General features: G+C 52.0%; 12 protein-coding genes and 1 rRNA gene. 1 reads left to right on the top strand and 12 read right to left on the bottom strand.

What is annotated here, in order from left to right; genetic code table 11:
- Nucleotides 1-91: 91 nt before the first annotated feature.
- A 16S ribosomal RNA gene (locus G9Q38_RS05325) occupies nucleotides 92-1,630 on the bottom strand.
- 492 nt (nucleotides 1,631-2,122) lie between these two features.
- Complete coding sequence (gene mdeB / locus G9Q38_RS05320; RefSeq protein ID WP_166128562.1) at nucleotides 2,123-4,822, bottom strand: alpha-ketoglutarate dehydrogenase; 2,700 nt, start codon at nucleotides 4,820-4,822, stop codon at nucleotides 2,123-2,125.
- Nucleotides 4,823-4,944: 122 nt separating this feature from the next.
- On the opposite strand from mdeB, the gene G9Q38_RS05315 reads away from it, so the two are divergent.
- On the top strand, nucleotides 4,945-5,433 hold the full coding sequence (locus G9Q38_RS05315) for an Lrp/AsnC family transcriptional regulator (RefSeq protein WP_166128559.1): 489 nt from the start codon (nucleotides 4,945-4,947) through the stop codon (nucleotides 5,431-5,433).
- Nucleotides 5,434-5,482: 49 nt separating this feature from the next.
- Here the strand turns inward: G9Q38_RS05315 and G9Q38_RS05310 are convergent, their stop codons facing one another.
- The 10 genes from G9Q38_RS05310 to G9Q38_RS05265 all read right to left on the bottom strand — a co-directional run bounded on the left by G9Q38_RS05310 (nucleotide 5,483) and on the right by G9Q38_RS05265 (nucleotide 13,759).
- Nucleotides 5,483-6,661 (bottom strand): ABC transporter substrate-binding protein, encoded by a 1,179-nt coding sequence (locus tag G9Q38_RS05310; protein ID WP_166128557.1) that lies wholly within the window; start codon nucleotides 6,659-6,661, stop codon nucleotides 5,483-5,485.
- A gap of 39 nt (nucleotides 6,662-6,700) precedes the next feature.
- Nucleotides 6,701-7,648 (bottom strand): fumarylacetoacetate hydrolase family protein, encoded by a 948-nt coding sequence (locus G9Q38_RS05305; RefSeq protein ID WP_166128554.1) that lies wholly within the window; start codon nucleotides 7,646-7,648, stop codon nucleotides 6,701-6,703.
- 18 nt (nucleotides 7,649-7,666) lie between these two features.
- On the bottom strand, nucleotides 7,667-8,041 hold the full coding sequence (locus tag G9Q38_RS05300) for a YciI family protein (RefSeq protein ID WP_166128552.1): 375 nt from the start codon (nucleotides 8,039-8,041) through the stop codon (nucleotides 7,667-7,669).
- Nucleotide 8,042: 1 nt separating this feature from the next.
- Nucleotides 8,043-8,966: a VOC family protein gene (locus tag G9Q38_RS05295; protein ID WP_166128549.1), complete on the bottom strand. Its 924-nt coding sequence runs from the start codon at nucleotides 8,964-8,966 to the stop codon at nucleotides 8,043-8,045.
- Nucleotides 8,967-8,981: 15 nt separating this feature from the next.
- The gene (locus G9Q38_RS05290; RefSeq protein ID WP_166128547.1) at nucleotides 8,982-9,296 is read right to left on the bottom strand and encodes an NIPSNAP family protein; all 315 of its coding nucleotides are present in this window, start codon (nucleotides 9,294-9,296) and stop codon (nucleotides 8,982-8,984) included.
- Complete coding sequence (locus G9Q38_RS05285) at nucleotides 9,293-10,195, bottom strand: NAD(P)-dependent oxidoreductase (RefSeq protein ID WP_228276203.1); 903 nt, start codon at nucleotides 10,193-10,195, stop codon at nucleotides 9,293-9,295. The genes G9Q38_RS05290 and G9Q38_RS05285 overlap by 4 nt, the downstream gene beginning before the upstream one ends.
- 169 nt (nucleotides 10,196-10,364) lie before the next feature.
- Complete coding sequence (locus G9Q38_RS05280) at nucleotides 10,365-11,270, bottom strand: LysR family transcriptional regulator (RefSeq protein WP_166128544.1); 906 nt, start codon at nucleotides 11,268-11,270, stop codon at nucleotides 10,365-10,367.
- A gap of 7 nt (nucleotides 11,271-11,277) precedes the next feature.
- Complete coding sequence (locus G9Q38_RS05275; RefSeq protein WP_166128542.1) at nucleotides 11,278-11,991, bottom strand: ABC transporter ATP-binding protein; 714 nt, start codon at nucleotides 11,989-11,991, stop codon at nucleotides 11,278-11,280.
- Complete coding sequence (locus G9Q38_RS05270) at nucleotides 11,988-12,755, bottom strand: ABC transporter ATP-binding protein (RefSeq protein WP_166128539.1); 768 nt, start codon at nucleotides 12,753-12,755, stop codon at nucleotides 11,988-11,990. Before G9Q38_RS05270 ends, G9Q38_RS05275 begins: the two co-directional genes overlap by 4 nt.
- Entirely contained in the window at nucleotides 12,752-13,759 is a 1,008-nt protein-coding gene (locus tag G9Q38_RS05265) for a branched-chain amino acid ABC transporter permease (protein ID WP_166128537.1), read from the bottom strand. Before G9Q38_RS05265 ends, G9Q38_RS05270 begins: the two co-directional genes overlap by 4 nt.
- Between the last annotated feature and the right edge of the window lies 1 nt (nucleotide 13,760).

Raw genomic sequence — 13,760 nt, 5'->3', positions numbered from 1 at the left:
CTGCCCTAACTCTAAAACAACCGATAAGCGTGAACACTCAAACTACCACCAAATAACAGCCCACCAAGACCAAACCCCAAGCACTTCTCTTAAAGGAGGTGATCCAGCCGCACCTTCCGATACGGCTACCTTGTTACGACTTCACCCCAGTCATGAATCCCACCGTGGTAAGCGCCCCCCTTACGGTTAGGCTACCTACTTCTGGTGAAACCCACTCCCATGGTGTGACGGGCGGTGTGTACAAGACCCGGGAACGTATTCACCGCGACATGCTGATCCGCGATTACTAGCGATTCCGACTTCATGCAGGCGAGTTGCAGCCTGCAATCCGGACTACGATCGGGTTTCTGAGATTGGCTCCCCCTCGCGGGTTGGCAACCCTCTGTCCCGACCATTGTATGACGTGTGAAGCCCTACCCATAAGGGCCATGAGGACTTGACGTCATCCCCACCTTCCTCCGGTTTGTCACCGGCAGTCTCACTAGAGTGCCCTTTCGTAGCAACTAATGACAAGGGTTGCGCTCGTTGCGGGACTTAACCCAACATCTCACGACACGAGCTGACGACAGCCATGCAGCACCTGTGTTCCGGTTCTCTTGCGAGCACAGCCAAATCTCTTCGGCCTTCCAGACATGTCAAGGGTAGGTAAGGTTTTTCGCGTTGCATCGAATTAATCCACATCATCCACCGCTTGTGCGGGTCCCCGTCAATTCCTTTGAGTTTTAATCTTGCGACCGTACTCCCCAGGCGGTCAACTTCACGCGTTAGCTGCGCTACTAAAGCCTAACGGCCCCAACAGCTAGTTGACATCGTTTAGGGCGTGGACTACCAGGGTATCTAATCCTGTTTGCTCCCCACGCTTTCGTGCCTGAGCGTCAGTATCATCCCAGGGGGCTGCCTTCGCCATCGGTATTCCTCCACATCTCTACGCATTTCACTGCTACACGTGGAATTCTACCCCCCTCTGACGTACTCTAGCCTGGCAGTTAAAAGTGCAGTTCCAAGGTTAAGCCCTGGGATTTCACACCTTTCTTGCCAAACCGCCGACGCACCCTTTACGCCCAGTAATTCCGATTAACGCTTGCACCCTACGTATTACCGCGGCTGCTGGCACGTAGTTAGCCGGTGCTTATTCTGCAGGTACCGTCATCAACGCCAGGTATTAACCAGCGCCCTTTCTTCCCTGCCAAAAGTGCTTTACAACCCGAAGGCCTTCATCGCACACGCGGGATGGCTGGATCAGGGTTGCCCCCATTGTCCAAAATTCCCCACTGCTGCCTCCCGTAGGAGTCTGGGCCGTGTCTCAGTCCCAGTGTGGCTGGTCGTCCTCTCAAACCAGCTACGGATCGCAGCCTTGGTGAGCCTTTACCTCACCAACTAGCTAATCCGATATCGGCCGCTCCAATAGTGAGAGGTCTTGCGATCCCCCCCTTTCCCCCGTAGGGCGTATGCGGTATTAGCCACGCTTTCGCGTAGTTATCCCCCGCTACTGGGTACGTTCCGATACATTACTCACCCGTTCGCCACTCGCCGCCAAAGTAAGCAAGCTTACCTCGCGCTGCCGTTCGACTTGCATGTGTAAAGCATCCCGCTAGCGTTCAATCTGAGCCAGGATCAAACTCTTCAGTTTAATTCCTGTTAATTGCCATATTTCCTGTCCTTCAAAAAGACCAGGTCATACGTCGCGTACTCACTCAAAAGAAAAAAGACAGGCTTAAAAGTAAACACCAGATAAAATCCAGCATCTACCGCCTTGACTTCTTACTTCATCACTTGCGAGCACTTCTTACTACTTGCTTTGGCTCAGGCATTTAACCCTGATGCGCCACTACTTAGCAACGTAGCTTAAGTGCCCACACTTATCGGTTGTTTCGTTGTTAAAGAGCAGTTTCGCTAACCCAACCCAACTGCCCCGCACTAACCAAGTTAAAAACACCTAACTTGCCGTGTGAAGCGCTGTTCAAGCAGCGAAGAAACGAGATTATGAAGCAGTTTTTAAGAAGTGTCAAATGAGAAGACAGAAATTTATTAAATATTGTTGATTCAACCCTGGCCGACTCTCTCTTCTTTCTATTGTTGACCCTGCCTTTCCTTCCCTCAGGCGCCCCAGTTGGGGACTAGACTAGTTCAACCAGGATGGGGCTCGGTTGTGCTGGATTCCGTATTTGCTGATTACTTCGCTCACAAGAGCTCTGGACACGACACCGTCTCGCGCCAAACCATCTATCGCGGCCAATACAACGTGGTAACGGTTAACTTCGAAGAAGTCACGCAATGCCACACGCGTATCGCTACGACCAAACCCGTCTGTACCCAAAGAAATAAACCGGGCGTCAACATACTCGGCTATCAACTGTGGCCAGGCACGCACATAATCGGTGGCTGCAATAACAGGGGCGCTTCCAGACAAGCACGCAGAGACGTAGCTTTCCCGTACCGATACCTGCGGATTCAACCGATTCCAGCGATCAGCTTCTCGCGCCTCTTTGGCCAGCTCAGTAAAGCTTGTAACACTCCAAACCTCTGAGGAAATCCCCCAGTCCACTTTAAGTAATTCCGCAGCAGCCTCCACCTCACGAAAGATCGCACCCGACCCAAGCAAACGAACTGGTGCAGCCGTGCCCTCTGTGTCGCACACCTCACGCCGATAACAATACATGCCTTGAACAATTTGCTTCTCAATACCTTCGGGCATGGACGGCTGCGCGTAACTTTCATTCGTCAGGGTGATGTAATAAAACTCATCAACCTGCTCCTCAATCATACGACGCATGCCATGGTCCAGAATGACCGCCAGTTCACCCGCAAAGGCCGGGTCATATGATCGACAATTGGGCACCATGGCGGCCATGACATGACTGTTGCCGTCTTGATGCTGCAACCCTTCGCCACTGAGCGTCGTGCGGCCCGAGGTCGCGCCAAGCAGAAAACCACGCGCCCGTTGGTCAGCCGCAGCCCAAATCAAGTCGCCCACCCTTTGAAACCCGAAAATGGAGTAATAGATATAGAAAGGCAGCATAGCCTTGCCATGCACGCTATATGACGTTGCGGCCGCAACCCAAGAGGACAAAGCACCGGCCTCAGTAATCCCCTCTTCCAGGAGCTGCCCGTCTTTGGCCTCACGGTATGTCAGCATCGACCCCGCGTCCTCCGGCTCATAAAGTTGGCCATCAGGACTGTAGATCCCGATCTGTCTGAATAAATTCGCCATCCCGAACGTACGCGCCTCATCAGCAACAATAGGCACAACTCGCTCACCAACGCTGGCGTCTTTCAGCAGGCCACTTAGCATGCGGGCAAACGCCATTGTTGTCGACATTTCCTTACCATTGGCCTCGCACGCAAATTTTGCATAGTTATCAATGACAGGGATAGCCAACGCTTCATTTGAACGCGTTATGCGAGAAGGAACGGCGCCACCCAGAGCCTGCCGCCGTTCACGCATATAGCGCATTTCAGGGCTATCTTGCGCCGGTTTAAGAAAGTGAAGGGTCTCTACTTCATGGTCAGATAAAGGTAATGAGAAACGATCACGAAATGCTTTCAAAGCATCAAAATCCAGCTTCTTCGCCTGATGAGCTGTCATGCGCGACTCTCCGGCACCGCCCATTCCATAACCTTTTTTGGTTTTCGCCAGAATCACGGTCGGCTGGCCAGCATGCGATTTCGCAGCTGAAAATGCGGCATGCAGCTTACGAAAGTCATGGCCACCCCGTCGCAAACCATCAATATCCTTATCGGACATATGCGAAACCAAGCGCTGAACCTCGGGGTCTTTTTGGAAGAACTCAAGTGAGTTGTAGGCCCCGTCTTTCGCGCCTAACGTTTGATACTGGCCGTCGACTGTTTGGGCGAACCGGCGCAACAACGCATGACTGGCATCGCGCGCGAACAACGGGTCCCAATCTGAGCTCCAAATCACTTTAATGACATTCCAGCCTGCGCCAGTGAACAGTGCCTCAAGTTCCTGAATGATTTGCCCGTTGCCACGCACAGGCCCATCCAACCGCTGCAGATTGCAATTGATAATAAACGTTAAGTTATCCAGCTGTTCTCGTGCAGCTAAAGTTAGCCCTGCAATCGACTCAGGCTCATCCATTTCCCCATCGCCGAACACACCCCAAACATGTCGACCATGCGTCTGGGCAAGCCCCCGGTTCTCAAGATAACGCATAAAGCGTGCCTGATAGATTGCATTGATAGGGCCTATGCCCATTGATCCGGTGGGAAACTGCCAAAAATCAGGCATTAACCATGGGTGCGGGTAAGAGGAAAGCCCACCGCCTACAGACTCTCGTCGATAGAAACTTAAGTCATGCTCACTTAAACGCCCCTCAAGAAACGCGCGCGCATAAACCCCCGGCGCGGAGTGCGGCTGATAAAAAACCAGATCCCCCCCATTTGCTTCAGTTCGCGCTTGAAAAAAATGGTTGAATCCCATTTCGAAAATTTCCGCGACGGATGCATAACTGGCTATATGGCCTCCAAGTTCGCCATAAGCTTTATTTGCCCTGACCACCATAACCAAGGCATTCCAGCGGTTTATGGAACTAATTCTCTCTTCTAGCTCAAGATCGCCGGGATAGACTCCTTCGTTATCCAAAGAAATGGTGTTTCGATAGGCAGAGTACGGTAACGAATTCGGTTTAATGCCATGCGCTTTCACGAAATCGTCTAGCTGACTTAAAAGGAATAGCGCACGATCACTTCCGGCAGCCCCCAGAACGCCCTCCAGCGCCTCCAGCCATTCTTGCGTTTCCTCGGGATCAACGTCATCGGACTGCGCCATTTTCAAGCGCAAGTTCCCACTGCTATTAACCATTTTTACCTCCTGAACGATCAGATCAGTATAGTGAGGCACCCACAAAATGTGCTGCTGTTATCATTTAGAAAAAGATGGTTATACGGAATATTATTTTGAAATCAATCTAAAAAAAACAATTTATGCGGAAAAAAAGACTAGATTCAATAGACTTGAAAATTCTTCAAGAAATCCAGGCCAATGCGCGCTTAACGAATTCTGAACTGGCAGCTCGTGTCAACCTTTCCGCGTCGCCCTGCCTGGCCAGAGTCAAGGCACTTGAGGAAGCCGGGGTAATCTCACGGTACGTCACCTTGCTAGACCCGCTGCAGATTGGGTTGAACGTTAGTGTGTTTATTGAGATTCGTCTGGAGCAGCAAATCGAGAAATCGCTTGAGCGATTCCAGAATGCAATTCGCAACTACCCAGAGGTAATGGAGTGCTATCTGATGACCGGAGACTCTGATTATTTGCTCAGGGTGGTGGTTCCGGATATCCAGGCACTTGAACGATTTATTATTGATGAGTTGTCCAAGATACCTGGCGTGTCGAACATTAAATCAAGCTTTGCACTTAAGCAGGTGAAATACCAAACGGCGTTGCCGTTGCCCACTCCTTCGACAAGAGCGTGAACCGAATTACTCTGCCCGGGGCGTTGCGCAACCCTTTACTTGGAGGTAATCAGCTCATCGTGCATTGCGCAGCGTATGTATCTACGTGATCCTTCAACACGTTTTCCTGAACCAGCTTCCAATCTGGCTTACCGTTTTCACCTTTCACCATTTCGAAGATATGGTAGTCCTGGACAGGGTAATTGTTATTGCCGAACTTGAAGTCGCCCCGCAAAGACTCGAAATCGGCGGTCTTAATGGCGTTCACAAAAGCTTTTTTATCCGAGACATCACCCTTCAAGGCCTCTACGGCGGCATTCAGCTTCATCATGGCATCGTAACTGAATGCGGCATAAGCCGATGGCGTGCGATTGTATTTTTCGCGATAGGCATTCACGAACTTCTTCGAATACTCGCTGGAAATGCCGGGCGTCCAGGTATCTGCGGCATATGCACCAATCACTGCCTCACCCATTGCGTCGACGTCTTCGCCTTCAATTGAGTTGGCCGTATAAAGGGGCAATTTGCCGGCAAGCCCTGCCTGCTTGTACTGACGCATAAAGGTGACACCGAGCCCACCGGGATAAAACATAAAAACGCCCTCAGGATCACTCACTGCCACTTGGGTCAACTCAGCCGAAAAGTCGAGCTGACTGAGGGGCGTATATATTTCGTCAATAATTTCCCCTTTATAGGTATTACGCAAACCGCTGATTTTGTCTTTTCCGCCAACGAAGTTGGGGGTAAGCGTGCTGATGCTTTTCACGCCTTTATCTTGCATATACTTACCCATTGCCTCAGCCGGCGCATCGCTTTGCCACGACATAATGAACAAATTAGGTTTGCATAGCGCCCCGGCAGTTGGGGATGGACCCGAAATCGTACCAATAAACGGCACATCGGTTTCAGCGATTTTAGGCTGCAACGCCATTAAAACGTGCGTAAACGTTAAGCCAACCACTGCATCAACTTCCTCACGCTCTAACAAGCGCGAAACGCCAGTTAACGCAACGGACGGCTTCATTTGATCGTCTTCTGCCACGATTTCCGTTTCCACGCCGCCCAACTTTCCGCCCAACTGCTCAAGCGCGAGGCGAAACCCGTCTAATTGATCACGCCCGTTCGCAGCGGACGGCCCGGATAATGTACCCAGAAAGCCGATCTTGATATCGGCCATTGCCATGCCAGGTACGGCACAAGCCAATGCCAACGATATGACTGATTTCTTCAATATTTTCTCTAGCAACATGTTTGTCTCCTTCCTTGTGTTTAAGTCAATAAGCCGCCATCAAACCAACCGAGTTTCCAGCTCCCCCAAACTCTCGATCCAAACCCGCATCACATCCCCGCGTTTCAAAAACACCCCCGATTCCATCCCAACGCCTGCCGGGGTGCCGGTTAAAAGAATGTCACCAGGCAACAAATCCAGCCTGGCACTCAAGTACGCAATTTGATCAGCCACCGTATACAAATGATTTGAGGTGCTGGAGTTCTGGCGCAGCTCGTCGTTGAGCCACAGTTTGATCCCCAAATTTTCGGGATCCCCGGCAAACTCCGCCGGCGTTAGATAGGGCCCCAAAGGACACGCACCTTTAAAACATTTATGACCAATCCAGTCGAATCTAAACGGCGAACTGACATCCACTTGGTCTCGCTTCAAGTTGTCGCGTGCCGACATGTCGTTGGCACAGCTATATCCGGCAACGTAATCCAACGCCGACTCCACCGATACATTCGACGCCTTTCGCCCGATCACCACTGCTAATTCTGCTTCCCAATCGAGCATATTGCTATGCGCAGGAAACGGGACCTTCTCTTTGTGACCCGACAAAGCAGCCTGCCCTGCCTTGATGAAATGCCAGGGAGGAAGGCCGTCCGCCTTCGGATCCAGGTTCAATTTCATATTCATGGCCTTACCCATCGCTTCGACGTGATCACGGTAGTTGGCACCTGCGGCATAAATCACGCCGCAACGCGTGAGTGGTGGCAAAAACTCAATGTCATCCAAGACCAGTACAGCATCGCTCGCATGCCCAGGACTTCGAGCAACGTCATCTGCCAATTCCCGTAAAAACGGATGCGCCTCCGACCAGTCAGCCAGCAAATCGTCCACACTGCACCACTCAGGATGAGCCTCGCCCATTACACCTCTGAGGTCGTACAAACGTTCTTGAATCAAAACACCGGGGCGAGCTCCACCCTGGCGTCCACGGTAGGTGAACACCTGATATTTCATGACGGAATTTCCTAACAGTTAACGCAACAAATGTTTTTGGTCGGAGAAATGAAGCGTGACCGAAAAACCACCCTCCATCAGCATCCACTTCTTCACTTCAACGGTATAAACACCCTCTTTAATGAAGGGGTCGCCCGACAAAATAGCGTTCGCCTCCTCTTCCGATGCGGCCCGAAGTATTGACATACCCCCCGCCGCACCCGGCACGCCGCCCTCTTGCACAAAGGGACCCGAAGCAAACAGCTCGCCCCGCTTCTCGGATTGCACAGCCCATTTCAAATGGGCCTCCAGTACCGACGCAAACTTTGACAAATCGGCCGGCTTTCTGAAAGCCACGAACAAAGGCTTGTTCAACATGCCATCAATCAGGCGCTTGGATTCGGGAGTAAACATATCAATCCGGCTCTTCAAAATTCAAAACGAAGTCTTCGGGCGGGGGGGACGCCGCCCAAACAGCGGTAAGCTGATCTGGCGGAACGTTTAAAGGCTGCCAATCGGCGTCTTCGGGGATGACATCGATATCCCAAAAATATTCGGCCAGGCTGCCCCAAGGATCGCGAATGTAGTGGAAATAGTTGGACCCCCCAATGTGTCGCCCGGGGCCAAACCCATCTTTATAACCGGCGCGCAAAAGCGTTTGTGCGCCAATCGCGATTTCGTCGAAATCGGACACTTCGAAACTGAGGTGGTGCAAACCGGTGTGTGAACTTTTTGCAAACGCAAGCATATGGTGATCGCCGCCTGCCGACCCGCGCAAAAACGCAAGAATATCGAGCGCCTGATCTGATACTTTCATGCCTAAAAGCTGGGTATAGAACGCCGTGGATTTTTCCACATCGGGACTAAACTTGATTAAATGCCCCAAACGCAAAGGCCGCGCTTTTTTTCCATGAGTGGTTAAATCACAGGCACGCTGACCGATGCGGCGGTATCGGCCATGGGCATTGATCTCAGGCGGCAGCTCGGGCGAGGTTGACGCAGGCTCGACAACATGAATATGCACCCAGTCGTTATGCGGGTCCTGAAACCAGATCCCTTCATAACCAATGTCAAAAGGAGGGTCCTTCAAAGGCACACCCGCTTGGTGCAGATTCTGCATGATGTTGGTCATGCCTTCCCCGTTCGTGCCGAACGACGCATAACCCAACTTCTTCTTAGGGCCACGAATCAAACGCACCTGATCCTGTGCCCGCCCCCGGCAACGAAAAACCAAATCATTACCTACCGAGCGGGACTCGAGGCCAAAGAGTTCATAGAACGCACGCCCTATCTCGAGATCGGGAACGACGATACCAACGTGATGCAACGACCGAATCATGACGGCTCCTGTTAATTATTTAATGGGAGAAAAAGGTGCAGGCGTAAGTAACTCGCTATGCTGACGTTCTACCAGTGGACCGGCCTTACCCAAAAAGCGCTTCCACTCAGGACGGCCGGCCAATGCTGCTTTACGCGTTTGCCGGTCTTCAAATGAAGCGTAGCCCCAAAGTTGAATCACACGATTCAACTCGCCCACCTCGGCCATAAAGTAACCAAGCAGGTTTCCAAGCGCCGGCCCTTGCAATGGCAACCCTTCGGATTCGTACAAACGCAAAAACTCACCCATGCTGCCCGGTCGAATCCAGTACGTTCTTTTCTCGACAATCATTTTTCCCCCACCTTCTGGTCACGCGAATCCGCCTCAAGAAACTTAAGGACGGCAGCAATATCCTCATGCTGCACGCCCTCGTCGAACGCGCGCTTAAAGTAAGGCACAGCGGCTGAAAACAACGGTGTAGCGCACCCCAGATCATCCGCCATTTTCTGCCCCAGATCGAGATATTTCTCGAGGGTCGTAAAGGGTCCGGGCGCAGGGTCGAACCGACGCTCTGCCATTAACGGTGCGCGCACGCCAAACATCGCGGAAGCCCCAGCCCCCGCTTGAATGACTTTGGCAACAAGGTGCGGGTCGAATCCGGCCCGTTTGCCCATGTTCATCGCTTCTGCCGCAGACAATGTATGAATAGCCAAGAGATAGTTGGCAATCAATTTCATCGAGACCGCCGACCCCAACGGGCCCAAGTAAAAGCACTGGTCGGTAATGGCGCGCAGCAACGGTTCACACTCGCGGAACAAGGGCTCGTCTCCACCAACGTAGAAAGACGCTTTACGCGCGGCGATCATGGGGGGAGAGCCGCTGATTTCCGCTTCCAGGTAACGCGCGCCTTTACCTTGAATTTTCTGGGCCTGGGACAGCTTGAATTCTTTGCTATAGGTTCCCGTTTCTATCAGAATTTTGGAGGTCGAAAGGTAATTTAATATGCCGTTCTCACCTTCCAGAACGTGCGACGCAGCCTGTTCATTGGGCAGGCATAACAAGACAACGTCTGTTTGCTCAACGACCTGCACAGGTGAAGAAGCAAGCACGCCACCCGCCTCGACAAACGCCTGGGTATCGGAACGACGATAGCCTACTACGCGAACGCCGGACTTAATCAGGTTTGTTGCCATCGGCAAACCCACCTGACCAATACCGATTAACCCAACTGCTTCGGGTAAATTGGCCACTTTGTCTCCTTGGTATTTTCCTTTAATGCTTATTCTAGAGAGTAGGGTGAGCCAAAGCTATAGCGTCGGATTGATGATGATGTATAAACACCATTTATACATTGAGTGGTCGAGCCTTGCAGAAATTATTGGAGCGGACTTATAGCCACTTGGAAAAACACCGTACGGCTTAGTTTCCCGCCAATGTAGCCCCATAAATTTGGGCAATTAACTCACGCAACCACTTATTGGCCGGGTCACGATGAAACCGATCATGCCAATAAAGTGCAATCTCAAAAGTAGGCAACTCCAGCGGCACCGGCTTGATCACCAAGTCGTAATGCTGCGCCAGCGTTTCCGCCAAAAGCACCGGCGCGCACCACACCATATCCGACGAAATAATAAAATGGGGCGCAGACAGGTACTGAGGCAGTCTTAGTTTGATGTTGTTGCGCGCGCCCGCCTCAATCAAAGCCTTCTCAATAACCAGATGGCCGCTACCGGAATACTCCACCAATAAATGGTGCTGCCGTCGAAACAGGTCGTGAGTGAGCTTCTTATTAGCCAGCGGATGACCCTTGCGCATGACGCAAACATAATATTGTTTAAACAATACTTTTCGGTGGATGGCTGTTTCAAGAGACGGCAAGAAACCCAAGGCCAGGTCAATGCGCCCCGTAGCCAAACCGCTCAGCGTGTCATCAATCGGCTGGAAGGTGGTGCGGATGCGCACGCCAGGAGCAACTTTGGTCACTTCTTGCAGAATACGAGGGAAGTACACGACCTCACCGATATCCCGTGTACGAATGGTGAATTGACGACGTGCTGCGGTAGGATCGAATGGGGTATGGACGTTCGACGCCTTGCGCACCATTGCCAACGCCCCCATTAGGGGCTGAGCCAGCTCGACGGCGTAAGGAGTCGGTTCCATACGTCGCCCTACCTGAGTAAAAAGCTTGTCGCCGTACTCAAGTCGCAAACGCTTCAGAGCACTACTAACCGCCGCCTGGGTAACACCCAGGTTGTCGGCGGCTTGAGTCACAGACCTGTCGCGCCACATCGCTTCAAAAACGTAGAGCAGATTCAGGTCTTTCATCGAAACTTTAAACCCCCATGTATTGATGCACGATGTCGGGGTTCTGCTTCAAATCGGCATTCGTGCCGCTCCATACAACCCGGCCTTTTTCCAGAATATAGTGTCGATCGGCGAATGTAGTCAGGGCACTGACGTTTTTATCCACCACAATTTGCGACACGCCTTCTTTCTTGAGCGCGGTCAGCGCCTGCCAGATTTCGGCACGAACGATAGGCGCCAGCCCTTCGGTCGCCTCGTCCAGCACCAAAAGACGCGGGTTAGTCATCAGGGCGCGGCCTATTGCCAGCATTTGCTGCTCTCCGCCCGACAACTGACTACCCAGGTTCGATTTACGTTCTTCGAGCCGAGGGAAAAACCCATATATACGTTTAAGCGTCCAAGGCTCGATCGCAGCATCAACCGGCGCACGGGCTGTTGCGACCAAGTTCTCTTCAACCGACAAATTGGGAAACACTTGACGCCCTTCGGGCACCAAACCCAGGCCCAACCGGGCGATGCTGTATGAGGGCAACGCGTGTACGGGCTGATCTCTGAAAGCAATTGACCCGGCCGATACCGGGAGCAAGCCGAACAAGCACTTGATGGCGGTTGAACGCCCCATACCGTTGCGCCCCAGCAGCGTTACAACCTCACCCGCGTCGACATCGAATGAGACCCCGAATAGGGCCTGAGCGTGTCCATAAGAAGCCTGGATGTCTTGTACTGATAATAAACGACTCATGTTGCCGCCTGCTCTGTAATTTCATCGCCCAAATAAACTGACTTCACTTCGGGATCATTTCGAATCTCATCGGGTGTGCCGGTGCGCAGCACTTTGCCGTAAACCAGCACAGTAATGCGGTCCGCCAAGGCAAAAACCGCATCCATGTCATGCTCGATCAGCAAAATGGAATGCGTTTTCTTGAGCCTTTTCAGCATCTCAATGACATCGGCGGATTCTTGCGGACTCATCCCTGCCATAGGTTCATCCAGCAACAAAACCTGGGGCTTTGCAGCCAGCGCCATGGCCAACTCAAGCTGGCGCCGCTCACCATAGGCCAACTCGGCGGCACAAGCCTGCGCCCTGTCAACCAAATTGGTGATCTTCAACGCGTCATTTGCGGTTTGCACATGTCGGCCCCAACTTAATAACGGCTTCCAAAAATAAAAGCCGTGCTCTTTGGCACCCATTGCCGCCAGAACCACATTTTCAAGAACGGAAAATTCTTCAAAAATAGAAGTAATCTGATACGAGCGCAACAACCCCAGCCGCGCCCGTTCGGATATCGGCAATGAAGTAATCTCCCGGCCGCCAAACATAATTTCGCCCTGGTCGGAAAAGAGCTCACCGGTTAACTGATTAATTAATGTGGTTTTACCCGCTCCATTCGGACCGATAACGGCATGCAATTCACCTTGCCGCAAATCGAGCGAAACGGAATCCGTTACCAACAAGCCGCCAAAACGCTTCACCAGACCTTGTGTCTGCATGGCAATCGTTGTCATGACGCCTCCTTTTCAGTTGCGCTAGCCGTACCGTTCTTTCCGGCACCAGGCCGGCACCAGGATGTCAGGTCATCCATGAATCCAACAATACCTTTTTTACCCATTAAGCCAATAAACACAATAGCCAAACCGAACAACGCCAGCCAGTGCGTCGTGATCATTTTCAAGATCTCTTCCAGCCCCAGGAACGCAAACGCGCCATATAACGGCCCTAAAACACTACCCATTCCGCCCAAGACCAGCATGACCACGAGATCGCCGGAAATAATCCATGACATCAACGAAGGTGAGGCAAAGGCATTCAGATTAGCCAGCAGGAACCCGGCAATACCGCAGAGCACTGCGGACAGAACATATGCCCCGATAAGATAGCGGCGGGCGGGGAACCCGATTGCATTCACCCTGCGCGCGTTTTGTCGAGCACCCCGAATGACCATGCCAAACGGGGAGGCACGTAACCGCGCCATCCACCAAACCGAGAGAATAAGCACCAGGAACGCAACCACATAAACCGTGTAAATGTCTCCCAGGTTCAAGCCCAGCATTTGGCTGGTATTGGCGATACTGGTTCCATCATCGCCGCCGTACACTTTCAAGCTCACAAATAGGAAATACCCCATTTGCGCAAAAGCCAGGGTAATCATGATGAAACCGATACCGGTCGTGCGCAAACTGATTGCGCCGGTTATATAGCCAATAACGGCACAACTGCTGATACAAATAAGCAATTGCAACCAGCCGTTATCGATCCCGTAGAAAGCAGGAATCGCAACGCTATAAGCGCCCAAACCCATGAACAGCGCATGCCCCAAACTAATCAACCCACCGTATCCCAACGCCAGGTTCAAGGCCACAGCGGCAATCGCATAAATCATGACGCGCGCGAAGAATGCCACATAAAAACTACTGTCGGTGGCATAGCCCCAAAAAGGCACCACCACCAAACCGGCAAAAATAATGAACGGCAACAGCCGGTTGAAATTAAGCTTGAATGTATTGGTCATG

This window comes from Pusillimonas sp. DMV24BSW_D (genome assembly GCF_011388195.1).
In the GTDB taxonomy this organism is placed as follows: domain Bacteria; phylum Pseudomonadota; class Gammaproteobacteria; order Burkholderiales; family Burkholderiaceae_B; genus Neopusillimonas; species Neopusillimonas aestuarii.
The sequence above is the reverse complement of the archived record's forward strand: the minus strand, read 5'-3'. Positions and strand labels throughout refer to the sequence as shown.